Here is a 15772-nt window from a genome sequence, read left to right as displayed (position 1 = left end):
CCGCTTCGGCGCGGACCCGCGGAGAGGGCGCCCCAGCCTGGCACCCGGCCGGGCAGGCACGCCCTCCACCGACGAGACGACCCGGTGATCAGCCCTCGTCGCCGGGCTTGGCCAGCCCCGAGGAGATCAGCTTCATCACCGACGAGTCCTGGAGGGTCGTCACGTCGCCCAGCTCGCGATTCTCGGCAACGTCGCGCAGCAGCCTCCGCATGATCTTCCCGGAGCGCGTCTTGGGCAGCTCGGGAACGACCAGGATCTGCCGAGGCTTGGCGATCGGGCCGATCTCCTTCGCGACGTGGTCCCGGAGCTGCTTGACCAGCGCGGCTCCCTCATCCGCCGAGTCGGCATCGCCGCCTCGGAGGATCACGAACGCCACGATCCCCTGACCGGTGGTGGCGTCGGCCGCGCCGACGACCGCCGCCTCCGCGACCGAGGAATGCGAGACCAGCGCCGACTCGACCTCGGTGGTGGAGATTCGGTGCCCCGACACGTTCATCACGTCGTCCACCCGGCCCAACAGCCAGATCGCACCGTCGGAGTCGTACTTGGCGCCGTCGCCTGCGAAGTAGATCGGGCCGGACTCGTCACGGAAGCGCGACCAGTAGGTGTCGCGGAACCGCTGCTCGTCCCCCCAGATACCCCGCAGCATCCCCGGCCACGGCTGATCCAGGACCAGGTATCCCCCGCCGCCCCTGCTGACCTCGGCGCCGTTCTCGTCGACGATCTTCGCCGAGATGCCGGGCAGCACGCCCATCGCCGACCCTGGCTTGGCGGCTGTGACGCCGGGCAGCGGCGAGATCATGATGCCGCCCGTCTCGGTCTGCCACCAGGTGTCGACGACCGGGGTCGCGGCGGCGCCGATGTGCTCCCGGTACCACATCCAGGCCTCGGGGTTGATCGGCTCGCCGACACTGCCGAGCAGGCGCAGCGAGGAGAGGTCGTGCTTGGCCGGGATCTCGCTCCCCCACTTCATGAAGGTGCGGATCGTGGTGGGCGCCGTGTAAAGGATGGAGACCCGATAACGCTGAACGATCTCCCACCAGCGGCCCTCGTGCGGCGTGTTGGGAGTCCCCTCGTACATCACCGAGGTCGCCCGGTTCGCCAGCGGTCCATAGACGATGTAGGAGTGGCCGGTCACCCAGCCCACGTCCGCGCCGCACCAGTAGACGTCCGTGTCCGGCTTAAGGTCGAACACGGCATGGTGGGTGTATGCCGCCTGGGTGAGGTAGCCGCCGGAGGTGTGCAGGATGCCCTTGGGCTTCCCCGTGGTTCCCGAGGTGTAGAGGATGAAGAGCGGATGCTCGGCGTCGAAGGCCTCCGGCGTGTGCTCCTCGGACTGTCCGTCGACGAGGTCGTGCCACCACACGTCGCGGCTGTCGTCCCAGTCGACCTCATTGCCGGTGCGGCGGACCACCAGGACGTTGCGGACGGAGTCGGCGTCACGCACCGCCGTGTCCACGTTCTCCTTCAGGCCGAGCACCTTGCCGCGTCGATTCTGGCCGTCGCTGGTGATCACCAGCGACGCCTCGGCGTCGTCGATCCTGGTGCGCAGCGCCTCGGCGGAGAAACCGCCGAACACCACGCTGTGGGTGAGCCCCAGCCGGGCGCAGGCCAGCATCGCGAAGACGGCCTCGGGGATCATCGGCAGATAGATCGCGACCCGGTCGCCTGCGGAGAGGCCGAGCGAGATCAGGGCGTTGGCGGTCTTGGCGACCTCGCGCCGCAGGTCGGCGTAGGTGATCGTCCGCGTGTCGCCGGGCTCCCCCTCCCAATGGATCGCGACCTGGTCGCCGTGCCCGGCCTCCACATGCCGGTCGACGCAGTTGTAGGCGACGTTCAGCCTTCCGCCGACGAACCACTTCGCGAAGGGCGCGTTCGACCAGTCGAGGACCTGCGTCCACCTGGTGTCCCAGTGCAGTCGTTCGGCCTGGACGCCCCAGAACGCCTCCCGGTCGGCCGACGCCTCGTCGTACAGGGCCTGAGTCGCGTTGGCGGCGAGTGCGAACTCCTCGCTGGGCGGGAACGTCCTGTTCTCGCTGAGCAGGTTGTCCAGGGTTGCGGCGCTGCTGGGCCCGGACTCGGCAGCACCGGTCTGCTGGGTCATCGCGAAGGACCTCCCTGAGTGATCGAACGAACATCTGTTGGTGCTGACCGTAGACCGAACGCGGCTTTCGGGACAGGACAAGTACCCAGAGGTCCAGACCAGTGCCCCGCTGCACGCTGATCTGCCGGACTGGTGCGCGACACCCGCTCCGCCGGATCGACACGGCGGTGGGCCCACGAAGACAGGCAGCTCAGGACGGTTCCGGCTCGGCTCGACGGAAGTCGTCGACGTGATCGCGCGCCTGGTCGGCGAAGGTGTGGGCGGGGCGGCCGGTGACCTCCTCGGCGGTGGCCATGTCGACCGAGGAGGCTGCCTCCTCCGCCGCCGCCTCCCAGGCGCCGGGGTCGGCCGCACTCCCGGAGTAGTCCGCGAATCCGAGCAGCTTGTCGGCGTTCTCGGCGGCGAACCCGCCCTGGGCGCGATTAGCCTCCCGCGCCTCGTGCGCCGTCACGACCTCGAGACGGATCACGGCGGGCGGTGGAGAAGCGCCCCGACGACGACCGGTCACGCCCGCACAGGGCGGGAGCCCGGTCCGATCCGACACCGACGATGTGCCCATACCGTTCGACGCTCTCGGCCGGTGAGTACTGTCCGCGCCCGTGGACGATCCTCTAGGACCTCTGCTCGATCTGCCCGGAGTCGCCGAGTCGGTCTCGGCCGCGCGGGAGGCCGTCGATGCGGTGCACGCGCATCCGGCCAACCGGCGCGGGTGGCCCGTCTCCGCGGCCGAGGCCTCCGTCCGGGCCGCCCGCGCCTCGGCCGCGATCGACGGCGCTGACGTCGACCTGCCCGCCGAGGGCCCGGTGAGCGATCCGATGACCGCGGGCTCGCTTCGGGTCGCCGAGTCGATCGGGATGTTGTTGGGCACCTGGCAGCGCGCCCCGTTGCAGGCGTTGGCGCGACTGCATCTGCTCGCCGCCGCCGACCTGGTTCCGGCCGAGCGTGCGGACCTCCTCGGCAGGCCGCGTGCCGACCCGTCGGTCTCGGCGCGGCTCGACCTGCTCGCCACGCTGGTCACCGGCGGCACCTCGGTCCCGGGCCCCGTCCTGGTGTCCATCGTGCACGGTGAGCTGCTGACCCTCAGTGCCTTCGGCACCGCTGACGGCATCGTCGCCAGGGCGGCCGCCCGACTCACCGCGATCGGCACCGGCCTGGACCCCAAGGGGCTGGGCGTGCCGGAGGTCGCTCACCTACGCAGGCTGTCCGAGTATCGGGCGGCGGCTCTCGGCTTCGCCAGCGGCGAGCCCGGCGGCATCGCGGCATGGATCAAGCACTGCTGCGCCGCGATCGAGGCGGGTGCACGCGAAGGGAAGTCGATCGCGGAGGCGCAGGGCTGAATCCTCCAACCGAGGAACCGATCCGAGCTCAGCTCCGTCACAGGCTGAACAGGACTCGGTACCCGATGCGACTTTGGAACAGGCCAGAGCGAAAGCCGACGACGTCACGGATCACATCGGTCCGGTGGCAGGCACCGCGAGTTCACCGGACGGCACGGTGACCGTCCGAGTGAACCCGAGCGGCAGCCTGCTGGATCTCCGACTGACCGACGCTGTCCGAGGCCAGGATCCGCGCAGCCTCTCCGCCGCGATCCTCGACTGTGCCCGACGGGCTCAGCGGGCGCGGCGGGGCAAGGTCGTCGAGGTCATGCAGGATGTTTTCGGCGAGGGCGAGACCCTGGACTTCGTCAAGTCTCAGCTCCCGCAGGGATACGCGGGCGACGGTACAGACGAGCAGGCGGGAGGGCCGCCGAAATCCTCGGGGGACGATGACGAGGACTTCGGCGGCTCCTTCCTGAGGCGATCATGAGCGAGGCATTCGACGCCGAGCCGGAGCTCATCCGCGCCCATGCAGGCAAGATCCTCGACCTCGCGACTCGTATGGACACAGCCGATGGCGCCGCCGATGAGACGCTGGACAACAACGCGTTCGGGATTTTCGGGCAGTTCCTCGCCATCGGCCGCGTCGCACAGGGAGCCCTGGTCAAGGGGGTCCTCAGCATCAGCGCAGGAACCGTTCACCTCGGCAAGGACGCACTCGACGCCACCGCGTCCACCTACGAGGGCATCGAGCAGGTCGGCGCTGCGGCGGCGGGCATGGCGGGCGCCGTGCAGGGCGCAGGCGTCGTGGTGGGCGCGGTGCGCGGCATCGTGCGTGATCTGATCGCCCAGGTCTGCGGCGACATCGCCGAAGCCTTCGTCAAGTGGGGGATCGCCGCTCTGCTCACGGCGGGCATCGCCGTCGGCGGGATGATCGCCGACGGAGTCCGCATCGCATTGAAGTGGGCCGACAAGGTCCGGGAGTGGATGGACAAGCTGGGGACAGCGCTGTCCAATCTGCTCACGCGACTGGACGAGCTCGGCAGCGGCACGCACCAGATCGGCACGCAGATCGGGAGCTTCTTCCAGAACGCCCAGGCACCGGGGAATGCGACGTTCTCCGACGTCAGCCCGCAGCCGACGATCAACAGTTCCCGGGGACGACTACGGAGCGATCAAGGGCGGCTATGAGGGGCTCAAGGAGGTCGCGAAGCGAACGGAGAGCGCTGAGGCAGATCGGCGTCTGAAGGAGAAGATCGAGAAGATCAACGCGGAGAGGCAGGAGCGTCGACGTCGACAGCGTGCGGAGCGAGACGCCGCGCGACGACCACGGTCGTGAGCGGCCAGGTCACGGCACCTGGCGAGCCACACCTCTGGTGGATTCGAGTCGGGGCGCCGGTGGCCCGGCCTCATCGAAACCGATCCGGCCCGAATCGGCACGTCTGACGACACAACACGGTGCGCCGTCCCGATCGGCGCGCATGGCGCACTGCGCCTGCGGGCGGATGCACAGCGGCCGGTCCGCCTCGCAAGGCCTGCCGATCCTGCGCCGGGGAGCGTCGATCCGCGCACGACGTCGGCCGCGCGCCGGTTCCCACGATCAGCCGCGCCGTCGCAGCAGCCGCCGGATGTCCTGCCACACCGTGCGCACCGCGACGAAGACCAGCAACAGCCCGAACAGCACGTCGGACAGCAGCGGGTTCATCACGACCGACCACTGCGTGGTGGCCAGCGTCGCGAGGATTCCGGAGCAGCCGATCCACATGGCGTCGCGCAGCGAGCCGTTGCCGTGCCGCAGGTTGCGCCAGCCGCCCAGGATCGACGTCGGCAGGATGACCAGCAGCGAGGTTCCCTTGGCCAGGGCGGCGGGTATGCCGAAGCCGATCTGCATGACCGGGACCATCACCGCACCACCACCGATCCCCGCCAGCGCGGCGATCACGCCGATCAGCACCCCGACGGGCAGCAGCAGCGCAAGTCGCCACCACTCGTGCGACACGACGCCCGTCGAGACGCCGGGGTCGATCAGCATCCGCAGTGCGGTCGCGACGGCGATGAGTGCGAAGAACCAACGCAGCCAGGCCAACGGCATCTTGGTGAGCAGGAACGCCCCGAGCCAGGCACCGACCATCGAGCCCGCCGCCAGCGGCAGCGCGATGCGCAGATCGACCTGTCCGTGTGCGGAATAGCCGATCACCCCCGCCACCGCGAGCGGGCCGAGCGCGAGCAGCGAGGTCGCCACCGCGTACCGCTGATCTCGCCCGCACCAGGCCACCAGGGCAGGCACGATCGCCACCCCGCCGCCGATGCCGAACAGACCCGACAGCGCGCCTGCGATGAGCCCGATGACGACCAGGATCGGCCATCGGGCCAGGCCGGGTTGGGCGGCGGTCTCCTCATTCTGCTGTGACACGCCAGCAACATACGCCGGTCGTCTGCCCCGATCCTCGCCTCGATGACGCACGCCACGCGGCTGATCACCGGATGGGCGAGGACGAGCGCGCCGAGGGCAGGACCAGTACGGACGGCGACGACGCGTCAGGACGCGCCCGACCGAGGCCGTGTAGATCACCCGAGTGTTCGGTCCACGGTCGACGGTTAAGGTGACCAGCGGCGCGCCACGGCGTCCGTCGATCGACCGGCTTCTGGTCGGCACCACCGGCTTCTCCTGGCCCGCCGTCAAACCGGGCATCGCCGCAGCATCGAGTCGGGCTGCGCTGGGCCGACGTGAGCGCCATGTCCCTGTTCGGCGTGGCCCTGTTGACGGCGGAGCCGGCGTCGGCCGACGCGCAGGCCGAACGCGCGAAGGCGTCGGTGCTGATCGCCGCGAGGCTCGCCGCCGTGGCCTCGGCCGTCGTGCTGCGGTGGTGAGTCCGCCGTTACCGGCGCCTCGACGAGGCGCGCGCGGTCACTCCCGCTGCACTCGGCACAGGATGATCGGCCCTGATCACGGCCGGACGACCGAGTAGATCGACGCGATTGTCCCGTGTCATCACGGCAGGCGGTCGGCTCCATGGGACGATGGCTCGGTGAGCAGCGCAGGGCACGACCCCAAGAGACACCAGGACTGGGAGGGCCTGCCGCCCATCCCCTCCATCCCGCTGTCGGAGGAGAATCAGACCCACGCGGGCCCAGGTGACCGCTCGCTGGGCGGCCTGGTCCGTGAGGCCAGTGTGCACCTCTCCACCCTGATCAGGGCCGAGGTCGAACTGGCGAGGCAGGAGATCTCGGCCGAGGTGCGCAAGGGGCTGCGCGGCAGCGTCTTCTTCATCCTCGCGCTGACCGTGCTGGCCTTCAGCTCGTTCTTCCTGTTCTTCACCGCTGCGGAGCTGCTGTCCGTCTGGCTGCCCCGCTGGGCGGGCTTCGGCATCGTGTTCCTGCTGATGCTGTTGGCGGCGGGCGCACTCGCCTTCCTCGGCTTCCGTAAGGTCCGCGGCATTCGCAAGCCGGAGCGCACCATCAATTCCGTCCGCGACACCGCATCCGCACTGCGTCCCGGCCGGAACGACCCGATGGACTCCGGAGACGGGCCGGGCTCGACGGGTCCCGACGTCCAGGACCACCTGGGCGGGCGCCGACCCGAGTCGGTCCGCTGAGCGTCCGCAATCCGGTGCGCCCGCTCCCGGATCCCTCGACCACCCGCGTCAGCGGACCGTGGACGCACCACGACGTCTCGGCGAACGGAATCTCGCTGCACATCGCCTCGGCGGGCGAGGGCCCGTTGGTGCTGTTCGTCCACGGCTTTCCGGAGTTCTGGTGGTCATGGCGCGGCCAACTGCTCGCGCTGGCCGACGCCGGATTCCGCGCGGTCGCGGTCGATCTTCGCGGTTACGGAGACTCGGACAAACCGCCGAGGGGCTACGACGGCTGGACGCTGGCAGGCGACCTCGCAGGCCTGATCAAGGCCATGGGTGAGCGACGTGCCGCCCTGGTCGGACACGGTTGGGGCGGCCTGCTCGCCTGGACGACGGCGGCACTGCATCCTCGGCTCGTGAGTTCGCTGAGCGTCCTGTCGGCGCCGCATCCGCTGGCACTGCGCCGCGCGCTGGCGCTCGGCCTCACCCGGCCGTGGCGGCAGGCCGAACGGGCTCAGCTCACCGCCGCAGGCCATCTCTTCCGCGCCCAGCTCCCGACCCTGCCGGAGGCCTGGCTGACCAAGGACGGCGCGGCGACCGTCGAGCGACTGATTCGCTCCTGGTCTGGTCCGAAGTGGCAGACGGCACCCGAGTTCGAGGAGGTCGTCCGCCGCAATCGGGCCGCGATGCTCGTTCCCGGCGCGGCGCATTCGGCGCTGGAGTACTACCGCTGGGCCGTGCGCTCCCAGCTGCGCGGCGAGGGCGGCCGGTTCGCCGAGGCGGTGGACCGCAGGCTGCCGGTCCCCGTCCTCCGTGTGCAGGGCAGGCTCGACCCGTGGATGCGGGCGAGCACGTCAGCCGCCTCGACCGCCTGGACCGGGCCCAACTCGATCTACCGCGAGCTGCCCGAGGTGGGACATTTCCCCCACCAGGAGGCACCGCACGCCACGAACCGCCTGCTGATCAAATTCCTGACCGGCGAACTGCACGACTGACCGGCCCGGGATCCCGGCGCCGACGACGGTGGGCTACGAGGAGCAGCCCCCCGTGTCGACGGGCCGGGTCAGCCCCGGCGCTGCGGCGACCTCGTCGGCGATCTCCTCGTTGGTGAGGACGAACCCGGTCTCCTCGTCATCGACGGCCGCACCGAAGACCATCCCGAGCACCCGGCCATCGACGTCGATGAGCGGTCCGCCCGAGTTGCCGCTGCGGACATCGGAACGCACCGTGTAGACCTCGCGGGTGACGGTCGTGCTGTCGTAGATGTCGGGGCCACGCAGGTTGAAGAGCTGCCGGACCCGAGCTGCGGACGCCCGATAATCCCCGCCGAGCGGATAGCCGAGCACGATGCCGTTGTCCTCGGCGGCCGCAGGTGCCTCGACGAACTCCAGCGGAGTCCCGAAGAAGTCGGGCACGTCGAGCACCGCGATGTCGCTCTCCGGGTCGTACAGGACGACGGTCGCGGGCAGCCGGGCCTCCCCGACCTCGATGGAGACCTGCTCGGCGCCTGCCACGACGTGCGCGTTGGTCATCACCCGCTGCGGGGCCACCACGAATCCGGAGCCGTTGAGCACCCGAGAGCAGGACGACGCCGTGCCGTGGACCTTCACCACGCTCTCCCGCACGGTCTGCACGGTCCGGCTGTTCTGCAACGCCGGGTCGGGCGGTTCCACCTGCGCGACGGGAGTCCGGGAGAACGGTTCGAGGACGCCGGGGAAGCCGGAGCCGTCGAGCAGTCTCCGCAGCTCGTCAGGCAGCGCGCGGGCGGCGGGCGGCATCACGGCGTCGACGGCGCCGAGCACCCTCGACTGGTTGACGGCACCCGCGAGCCACGGCACGGTGCCCGCCGAGGTCAACGGGAGCGCGATCAGCCAGGTGACGACGAAGACCGCCAGCCCCTGCACCACGCCCCCGAGCACGTTGTCCACCCAGCTCAGCTTCGGCGAGGTCATCCGCCTCTTGATGGACCGGCCAAGGTAGACGCCGAGGACCTCGCCGAGCACGACCAGCCCGAGCACCACGGCCAGGCCCACGAGCAGCCTGGCGTTGGGCGCGTCGACCAGATCGGCCAGGGCGGGAGCCAGGAGCACGCCGCCGACGGCGCCGAGGATCACCCCGGCGAAGGCGCAGACCGCGACGACCATGCCGTGTCGGACGCCGGACACGGCCGCGAGCACCGCCATCAGGATGACGGCGGCGTCGATCCAGTTCACCAGACCCCCTCGCCGTCCGGTGTCGGGCCCGCGTCCACCTCGCGCCAGGCGTCCGCGAGATCACGGACATCGGTGGCATCCCAGGGCTCGGCCCAGCCGCCCAGGGACAACAGGCTCGACAGGAGCCCTGCGGTGAAGCCCCAGACGAGCATTCCCGGAACCAGGAAGGCCGGCCCGACGTAGCCGGAGGGATGCCGCACCTGGAAGCGATTGGTGGAGTCGGCGAGGTGACCGAGGGGGACTCTGGCCACCGCCGAGGTCTCACCGAAGTCGACCGGCGCCACCGGCGAGGGCTGTGACCAGTGGGCCAGCACGGGCGTGACCAGGAATTTCGAGCGGGGAACGTACAGCTCCGGGAGCAGGGCGACCGGGGTGATGCCCTGACGCAGAACGCCGACCTCCTCCGCCGCCTCCCGCAGCGCCACCTCGACGGGACCGTTGTCCGACGGCTCGGCCACTCCGCCGGGGAAGCCGACCTGTCCGGGGTGATGGGTCAGGCCGTCGGCTCGGCGAAGGAGCAGCACGTCGGGCCCGGTGCCGGGGCCCGCGCCGTCCTCGCCGAACAGGACCAGCACCGAGGCAGGCCGTGGGCTGTCCTCGCTGGGCGGCGGCACCGAGGCCAGCATGGCGGGATCCACGCGTCCGCTGGAGGCGATCAACCTGCTCAACCAGCCAGGACCCTGCGCAGGATCCACCAGCGGCCCACCACGCCTGGACTGGGTGCGTCCCCGACCTTCCTGAGTCATCAACTCTGCTCCAGATAACGCGCCACGGCTTGCCGCGCCTGTTCGGTGTCCTCGAACGGCGCGGGCGGATGTACCGGATGGATGGCGCCCGCCTCATCCACCACATAGTTCGCAGGCATCACCGGCGCGCGCAGCGCCCGGATCGCCAGATCGTTCGCATCGTGCACCGAGGGCAGTTCGGCGCCGAGTTCGGCCAGGAGATCGCGGCCGGCGTCGAGATCGCTACTCCGTTGGATGCCGAGTACCGGGATGGCATCGGGCTCCTGGGCGTACTCGGCCAGCACCGGCAGTTCCTCCAGGCAGGGCGCACACCACGTCGCCCACACGTTTAACAGCACCGGTCCCTCGGCCACCAGCTCGCCGAGATCCTGCGTCGTGCCGTCCGCGAGATCGGTGACCTCGATCCCGCTCAGGTCGGCGGCTCGCACCGCAGTGGGCGGCTCCTGATCGAACTGGTCGGCGGAGCCGCCTGCGTCCTGTGCCTGTCGATCGGGGTTCGCGGCCGGGCCGAAGCCCTCGTCGCGGGGCCACAGCGCGACCACACCCGCCACCGCGAGCGCCAGTACCAGGATCGACCACCGGATGTTCGCATTCATCGCTGGTCACCGGTCGGGTCCGGGTCCTCGGCCCCCGTCGGTTCGCCGGTACCTGTCGTTCGCGCGGGCCCAGGCCCGGAGTCTGTCGCAGGCGTCTCCGCCGCAGGCTCCCTCGCGGGCGATGCCGCCGCAGGCTCGACGGGTTTCGCGGAGGTCGCGGCCTCCTCGACCGACGCGTCGCCCAACCCGGCCAGCCGAAGCAGGTGGGGCGCCTCGACCCCCTTGACCAGGCGCGCGGCCTGCTCCGGCTCGACAGTGCCGACTCCGAAAGACGGACAGGATCGGGCGAGCAGGCAGGCGCCGCAGGCGGGTCGACGGGAATGGCAGACCCGGCGTCCGTGGAAGATCACCCGGTGGGAGAGCATCGTCCACTCGCGTCGAGGGATCAGCTCGCCGATCGCGTGCTCGATCTTCACCGGGTCGGTGAGGGTGGTCCAGCCCCAGCGCTGCACCAGCCTGCTGAAGTGGGTGTCCACCGTGATTCCAGGCACGTCGAAGGCGTTGCCGAGGATCACGTTCGCGGTCTTGCGCCCGATGCCGGGGAGCCGGACCAGCTCTGCCAACGTCGACGGCAGCTCGCCGTCGAAACGTTCGACCAACGCGGTACCGAGCCCGATCAACGAGGTCGTCTTGTTACGGAAGAAGCCGGTCGGCCGGAGGATCTCCTCCAGCTCCGCTCGATCGGCGCCCGCGTAGGCGGCAGCATCGGGATAGGCCGCGAACAGGGTCGGCGTCACCTCGTTCACGCGCCGATCGGTGCACTGAGCGGAGAGGATGGTGGCGGCGGCCAGCTCGAGCGGGGTACGGAAGTCCAGTTCGCAATGCGCGTCCGGGTAGGCCTCGGCCAGCGAGCGGTTCATCCGGCGAGCCCGCCGAACGAGCGCGAGGCGACTCTCGGGCGCCCGACCTCCCGACCCGGCGACGGGCTGAGCGCGGGAAGCACTGGTCTGCACGCCCACAGCCTACGGGCGGGGTCGGCTGCCATGTCCTGCCTCCACCATCCGGGGGCAAAGCCATCACCCACTGGCGGGTTCGGCGGACCCCGAACGACGCCACCCAGCGTGATGAGTCACTATCGAAACATCATGACTGCCTGGTTCGTCATCGCCGTTCCGCTCGTGATCATGTTCTTCGCGCTCTTCATGGAGCGCGTCGAATCCGGCATCCGAAACGTCTCGGTCCGTGAGGACGACGTGGAGGAGCTCCTGGACAACGCCCGTCCCGACGAGGTTCGCGCCCTGGCAGGCCAGGGGATCGGCCGCGCACTCGAACTCTTCCGACTCCGCAGGAAGGGCCGTTCCGGCAGGCTCAAGGCCCGCAGGCCCCGCTGACTCCAAGACCCGGCCGCCGCGCACTACAGACCGCAGGTAACGCGGTCTCTGTTACCGCGCAGTTAGACTGCACGGAGCGATCGGCGGCACCAGGCTGGCACTCGTAACGGAGAGTGTCCGCCTTGAGGTGACCGCCGCGTCTCGACAGGAGGGACGAGGTGGACGAGACCCTGGCCCGTGCGGGCATCTTCCAGGGTGTTGAGCCTGGAGCCGTGGAGGCTCTCACTCAGACGCTGGAGCCGGTGGAGTTCTCCCGTAGCCACGTCATCTTCACTGAGGGTGAGCCAGGCGACCGGCTTTACATCATCCAGTCCGGCAAAGTGAAGGTCGGCAGGAAATCGCCGGATGGCAGAGAGAACCTGCTCGCCATCATGGGTCCCTCAGACATGTTCGGAGAGTTGTCGATCTTCGATCCAGGTCCGAGGACGTCCACGGCGACCACTGTCACCGAGGTGCGGGCGCTGAGCATGGACCGACCCGCGCTGCGGGAATGGATCAGCAAGCGGCCGGAGATCGCCGAGCAGTTGCTGCGTGTGCTGGCCAGAAGGCTACGCAGGACCAACAACATGCTCGCCGACCTCATCTTCACCGACGTGCCAGGCCGGGTGGCCAAGGCGCTGCTGCAACTCGCACAGCGCTTCGGCAGCCAGGAGGCAGGGCTGCTGCGGGTGACCCATGACCTGACCCAGGAGGAGATCGCCCAGTTCGTGGGCGCCTCGCGGGAGACGGTGAACAAGGCCTTGGCCGACTTCGCGCACCGTGGGTGGCTGCGCCTGGAAGGCAAGAGCGTGTTGATCCTGGACCCGGAGCGGCTGGCTCGACGAGCACGGTAGGCGACGAGAGAACCAGAGAAGAACGGAAGGACCGGGCGCCACCCCCGACGTGGCGCACCGGTCCTTCCGTTCTCTGGCGTAGCCCGTCCCCCGACGAGCCACGCTCCCCCACCCTCCGGCGACGGCCCCGATCCGTTTCGGCCGAAGGAAGGTCCCTACAGAGGAGATCCTGCCGTAGACGCGAGAGCGGGCTCTCACGAGGTCCGGATGTCTTCTTTCTCAGAAGACGTGAAAACCCGGTCAGACGTTGCGTCCGAGGGAGAGAAAATCCGGGGAGTGTTATCGATTCGAGACTTTGAGCACGGCTGGGCCGTCAGCCTACCGCTGTTCGTGACTGAACACACCTCGTTATTTACTGGTACGTTCGTACCATATTGCGGCACACTAGGCAGGTGTCCGATGCAGCCAGCCTTGCCGACTACCGGAGCGCACTGACCACCCCCGGAGCCACGGGTCCGGTGATCGCCGCGCTCTTCGGCAGGCTGCCGATCGCCATGGTCGGCATCTCGCTGCTGCTCTACACCCAGAGTCAGACCGGTTCGTTCGCCACGGCAGGACTCGTCTCCGGCGCGGCGTTGATCGGCGTGGCGATGGGCTCCGTCGCGCAGGGCCGGATCGTCGACCGCTTCGGTCCCACCCGGCCCCTCTTCGTCTTCTCGACGGTGTTCGCCGCTCTGGCGGTACTGGAGGTGGCCGCGATCGAGCTGCGGGCCCCGGTCCCGACGCTCGTCGGATGCGCCCTCGCACTCGGGCTCAGCCAGCCGCAGGTCGGCAGCGCCTCGCGCGCCCTGTGGCATCGGCTGCTGCCGCCCGGTCCCGCGCGCACCGCCGCCTACTCGTACGAGGCGATCAGCATGGAGGTCTTCTTCATCCTCGGTCCGGGCCTGGCGGGACTGTTCGTCACCGCGCCGTGGCCGGGCACCGGGCTGGTCATCGGCGTCGCCACGCAGTTTTTGGGCTCCGTCGCCTTCGCCATGACGCGCACCGTGCGTGCCTGGGGCAGCCGCGAGACCGCACCCGCGCACAGCGGCGGCCTGCTCGGGGCGTTCGCCCGCCCTGCGGTGCGGACCGTCGCACTCACCGCCCTCGGCTTCGGGCTGGTGATCGGCTTCATCGAGGTCGCCGTCCCGGCCTCGGCGACCGCAGCAGGACATCCCGGCGTCGGCGGCCTGCTCCTCAGCCTCTGGTCGGTCAGCTCGGTCCTGTTCGGAGTGCTGTACGGCATGCGCCCGTGGCCGCGCCCGCTGTATCTCCGGCTGCCCGTCCTGCTGGGCGGCTTCGCGCTGTTGAGCGCGCTGCTCGCGATCCCGACATCACTGATCGGGCTGGCCATGGTGATGGTCCTGGTCGGCACCCTGATCACGCCGCAGTCGACCGCGCATTCGCTGGCGATCGAGGCGGCGGCCCCGCCCGGCGCCGCCGCAGAGGCGTTCGGCTGGGTCATCACCTCCGTCACGCTGGGGCTGGCGATCGGCCAGAGCATCAGCGGCGCCCTGGTGGAGAGCGCGGGTCCGCCCGTCGCCTTCCTCTGTGCCTCGGCCGCAGGCGTGGTGATCGCGCTGATCGTCTGGCTGCTCCGCCACACGGTCTCGGGCAGGCCGCCCGAACGACAGGGGACGACGGTGGTCACCGCCACCCCGAGACCCGGTCAGGCGGCGGGCGCCGGTGCGCCGGACGCCGACCCGAGTGCCTCGGCGCCGCAGTCCGTCTGATCCCGACATCCCCTCGGTTCTCGGCGCACTCGGTCCTCAGGCAGACTCGATCCACAGTGTGCAGTCCGGCGCGCATCGCCGGGGCGGGCCGACGGCGCACGACGCCCGTCCGCCGGGCCAGCTCCGCACAGGTGTGGCTCGCGTGGCTCGGATCGTCGTACCTCCTGCCTAGTCTTCGCGGATGGACCTGGACCTGACCGCGCCGACCGCGAGCCTGGCCTCCGCCGTCGCCGACGTGACCAGACTGCTGCCCACCCGCGTGATCGAACCGGTGCTGACCGGGATAGTGCTGCGTGGCGACGCCGAGGGCGTCACGCTCTCCGGCACCGATCGCGAGCGCGGCATCCGCCTCTGGGCGCCCACCCTGTGTCATGTCGACGGCGAGGTCCTGGTCCCGGCCAAGCCGCTGGCCGAGACCCTGCGCACCGTCGACACCCCGGAGATCCGGCTCGTCGTCGAAGGCTCGCGGCTGGCGGTCCGCACGCCGCAGGCAAGGTTCGCGCTGCCGCTGCTCGATCTCGACACCCATCCCGGAGTGCCGGCTCCGCCTGCCCGGCTCGGCGTCGTCGCGGGCGGCGCGTTGCGGGCGGCACTCGCGCCGGTGGCCGCCGCCGCATCCCGCGACGACGCGCTGCCGGTGTTCACCGGGGTCCGCATCGCATCCGAGGGTGATCGACTCGTCCTGATGGCCAGCGATCGATTTCGGCTGGCCACGGCCCGGCTGCCGTGGCGACCGGTCGACACGACGCCGATCGACGTGCTGCTGCCCGCCAACACCCTCGCCGAGATCCTGCGACGGATCCCCGACGGTGCCGAGGTCGGGCTGCATGCCGACGAAGACCGTGCCGCGCTCACCTGGGAGCGGTCCGGTCTGATCACGGCCCTCCTCGCCACCCCGTTCCCCAGCACCGACCGTCTGCTGTCGGTGACACCCGACACCACCGCGTGGGTGGAGGCCGACGTGCTCGCAGGCGCGGTCCGGCGCGCGCTGCCCTACACCGGGCCCCACGGTCTGATCAGTCTCGAGGTCGGCGACGCCGAGCTGCGCGTGCGCGGGGTCGACTCGCAGACCGGCGAGTCGGAGGAGATGGTGAAGGCGGTCGTCGACGGCGGCAGGCCGACCCGACGTTTCCAGGCTCGCAACCTCGCCGACGGGCTCAAGGCCTTCGCAGGCGAGCAGGTCCGGCTGGCCGTGCCCGACATCGATCGGCGGGGCACGGTGCTCACCGGTGAGGCGCGGCGTGACGAGGTCGAACTGACCTATCTCGTCGCGCCGTCCCGAGGCGGCGGGCACTGACCGTCGTCCGCACCGGGTGCCTGCTCGCGTAGTGGGCAGGCAGGCCAGG

General features: G+C 70.2%; 16 protein-coding genes and 1 pseudogene. 10 read left to right on the top strand and 7 right to left on the bottom strand.

All coding sequences use genetic code 11. The features are described from left to right. Positions 1–88: 88 nt before the first annotated feature. A complete protein-coding gene (gene acs / locus UA74_RS01290; protein ID WP_075738151.1) occupies positions 89–2104 on the bottom strand; it encodes an acetate--CoA ligase in 2016 nt (671 codons plus the stop codon). A 190-nt stretch (positions 2105–2294) separates the two neighbouring features. Further along, the gene (locus UA74_RS01285) at positions 2295–2573 is read right to left on the bottom strand and encodes a hypothetical protein (RefSeq protein WP_075763706.1); all 279 of its coding nucleotides are present in this window, start codon (positions 2571–2573) and stop codon (positions 2295–2297) included. A gap of 130 nt (positions 2574–2703) precedes the next feature. On the opposite strand from UA74_RS01285, the gene UA74_RS01280 reads away from it, so the two are divergent. From UA74_RS01280 to UA74_RS01270, 3 genes are all read left to right on the top strand, one after another. Next, positions 2704–3441: a Fic family protein gene (locus UA74_RS01280; protein ID WP_075763704.1), complete on the top strand. Its 738-nt coding sequence runs from the start codon at positions 2704–2706 to the stop codon at positions 3439–3441. 73 nt (positions 3442–3514) lie between these two features. Continuing rightward, on the top strand, positions 3515–3910 hold the full coding sequence (locus UA74_RS01275; RefSeq protein ID WP_075738145.1) for a YbaB/EbfC family nucleoid-associated protein: 396 nt from the start codon (positions 3515–3517) through the stop codon (positions 3908–3910). Then, positions 3907–4611 carry a hypothetical protein gene (locus UA74_RS01270; RefSeq protein ID WP_075738143.1) on the top strand — a complete coding sequence of 235 codons (705 nt, stop codon included), beginning with the start codon at positions 3907–3909 and terminating at the stop codon, positions 4609–4611. The genes UA74_RS01275 and UA74_RS01270 overlap by 4 nt, the downstream gene beginning before the upstream one ends. Positions 4612–5020: 409 nt before the next feature. On the opposite strand, the gene UA74_RS01265 is transcribed toward UA74_RS01270, so the two are convergent. Next, complete coding sequence (locus tag UA74_RS01265) at positions 5021–5833, bottom strand: sulfite exporter TauE/SafE family protein (RefSeq protein ID WP_198042897.1); 813 nt, start codon at positions 5831–5833, stop codon at positions 5021–5023. A 314-nt stretch (positions 5834–6147) separates the two neighbouring features. Between UA74_RS01265 and UA74_RS31360 the strand changes: the two genes are divergently transcribed. The 3 genes from UA74_RS31360 to UA74_RS01255 all read left to right on the top strand — a co-directional run bounded on the left by UA74_RS31360 (position 6148) and on the right by UA74_RS01255 (position 7990). Next, entirely contained in the window at positions 6148–6291 is a 144-nt protein-coding gene (locus UA74_RS31360; protein ID WP_157433931.1) for a hypothetical protein, read from the top strand. Between the two features lie 158 nt (positions 6292–6449). Then, positions 6450–7016, top strand: a complete 567-nt coding sequence (locus UA74_RS01260; RefSeq protein ID WP_075738139.1) for a phage holin family protein — start codon at positions 6450–6452, stop codon at positions 7014–7016. Positions 7017–7030: 14 nt separating this feature from the next. Further along, entirely contained in the window at positions 7031–7990 is a 960-nt protein-coding gene (locus tag UA74_RS01255; RefSeq protein ID WP_075738138.1) for an alpha/beta fold hydrolase, read from the top strand. A 33-nt stretch (positions 7991–8023) separates the two neighbouring features. On the opposite strand, the gene UA74_RS01250 is transcribed toward UA74_RS01255, so the two are convergent. The 4 genes and pseudogenes from UA74_RS01250 to nth all read right to left on the bottom strand — a co-directional run. Beyond that, positions 8024–9208 carry a MarP family serine protease gene (locus UA74_RS01250; RefSeq protein ID WP_075738136.1) on the bottom strand — a complete coding sequence of 395 codons (1185 nt, stop codon included), beginning with the start codon at positions 9206–9208 and terminating at the stop codon, positions 8024–8026. After that, positions 9205–9954 carry an NUDIX hydrolase gene (locus UA74_RS01245; protein ID WP_075738134.1) on the bottom strand — a complete coding sequence of 250 codons (750 nt, stop codon included), beginning with the start codon at positions 9952–9954 and terminating at the stop codon, positions 9205–9207. Before UA74_RS01245 ends, UA74_RS01250 begins: the two co-directional genes overlap by 4 nt. Continuing rightward, positions 9954–10550, bottom strand: coding sequence for a TlpA family protein disulfide reductase (locus UA74_RS01240; protein WP_075738132.1), 597 nt, complete (start codon positions 10548–10550; stop codon positions 9954–9956). Before UA74_RS01240 ends, UA74_RS01245 begins: the two co-directional genes overlap by 1 nt. Before the next feature lie 188 nt (positions 10551–10738). Then, positions 10739–11410 (bottom strand): annotated as a pseudogene (gene nth / locus UA74_RS01235) (endonuclease III); the annotation flags it as partial. Positions 11411–11635: 225 nt separating this feature from the next. Between nth and UA74_RS01230 the strand changes: the two are divergent. The 4 genes from UA74_RS01230 to dnaN all read left to right on the top strand — a co-directional run bounded on the left by UA74_RS01230 (position 11636) and on the right by dnaN (position 15723). Next, positions 11636–11881 (top strand): hypothetical protein, encoded by a 246-nt coding sequence (locus UA74_RS01230; RefSeq protein ID WP_075743279.1) that lies wholly within the window; start codon positions 11636–11638, stop codon positions 11879–11881. A 158-nt stretch (positions 11882–12039) separates the two neighbouring features. Continuing rightward, a complete protein-coding gene (locus tag UA74_RS01225; RefSeq protein WP_069845948.1) occupies positions 12040–12714 on the top strand; it encodes a Crp/Fnr family transcriptional regulator in 675 nt (224 codons plus the stop codon). A gap of 392 nt (positions 12715–13106) precedes the next feature. Beyond that, complete coding sequence (locus UA74_RS01220; protein ID WP_075738130.1) at positions 13107–14426, top strand: MFS transporter; 1320 nt, start codon at positions 13107–13109, stop codon at positions 14424–14426. 181 nt (positions 14427–14607) lie between these two features. Next, the gene (gene dnaN, locus UA74_RS01215) at positions 14608–15723 is read left to right on the top strand and encodes a DNA polymerase III subunit beta (RefSeq protein WP_075763702.1); all 1116 of its coding nucleotides are present in this window, start codon (positions 14608–14610) and stop codon (positions 15721–15723) included. Positions 15724–15772 lie beyond the last annotated feature (49 nt).

The organism is Actinoalloteichus fjordicus (assembly GCF_001941625.1).
GTDB classification, from domain to species: domain Bacteria; phylum Actinomycetota; class Actinomycetes; order Mycobacteriales; family Pseudonocardiaceae; genus Actinoalloteichus_A; species Actinoalloteichus_A fjordicus.
Note: the sequence above shows the minus strand (reverse complement) of the source record. Positions and strands in the feature narration are given on the sequence as shown.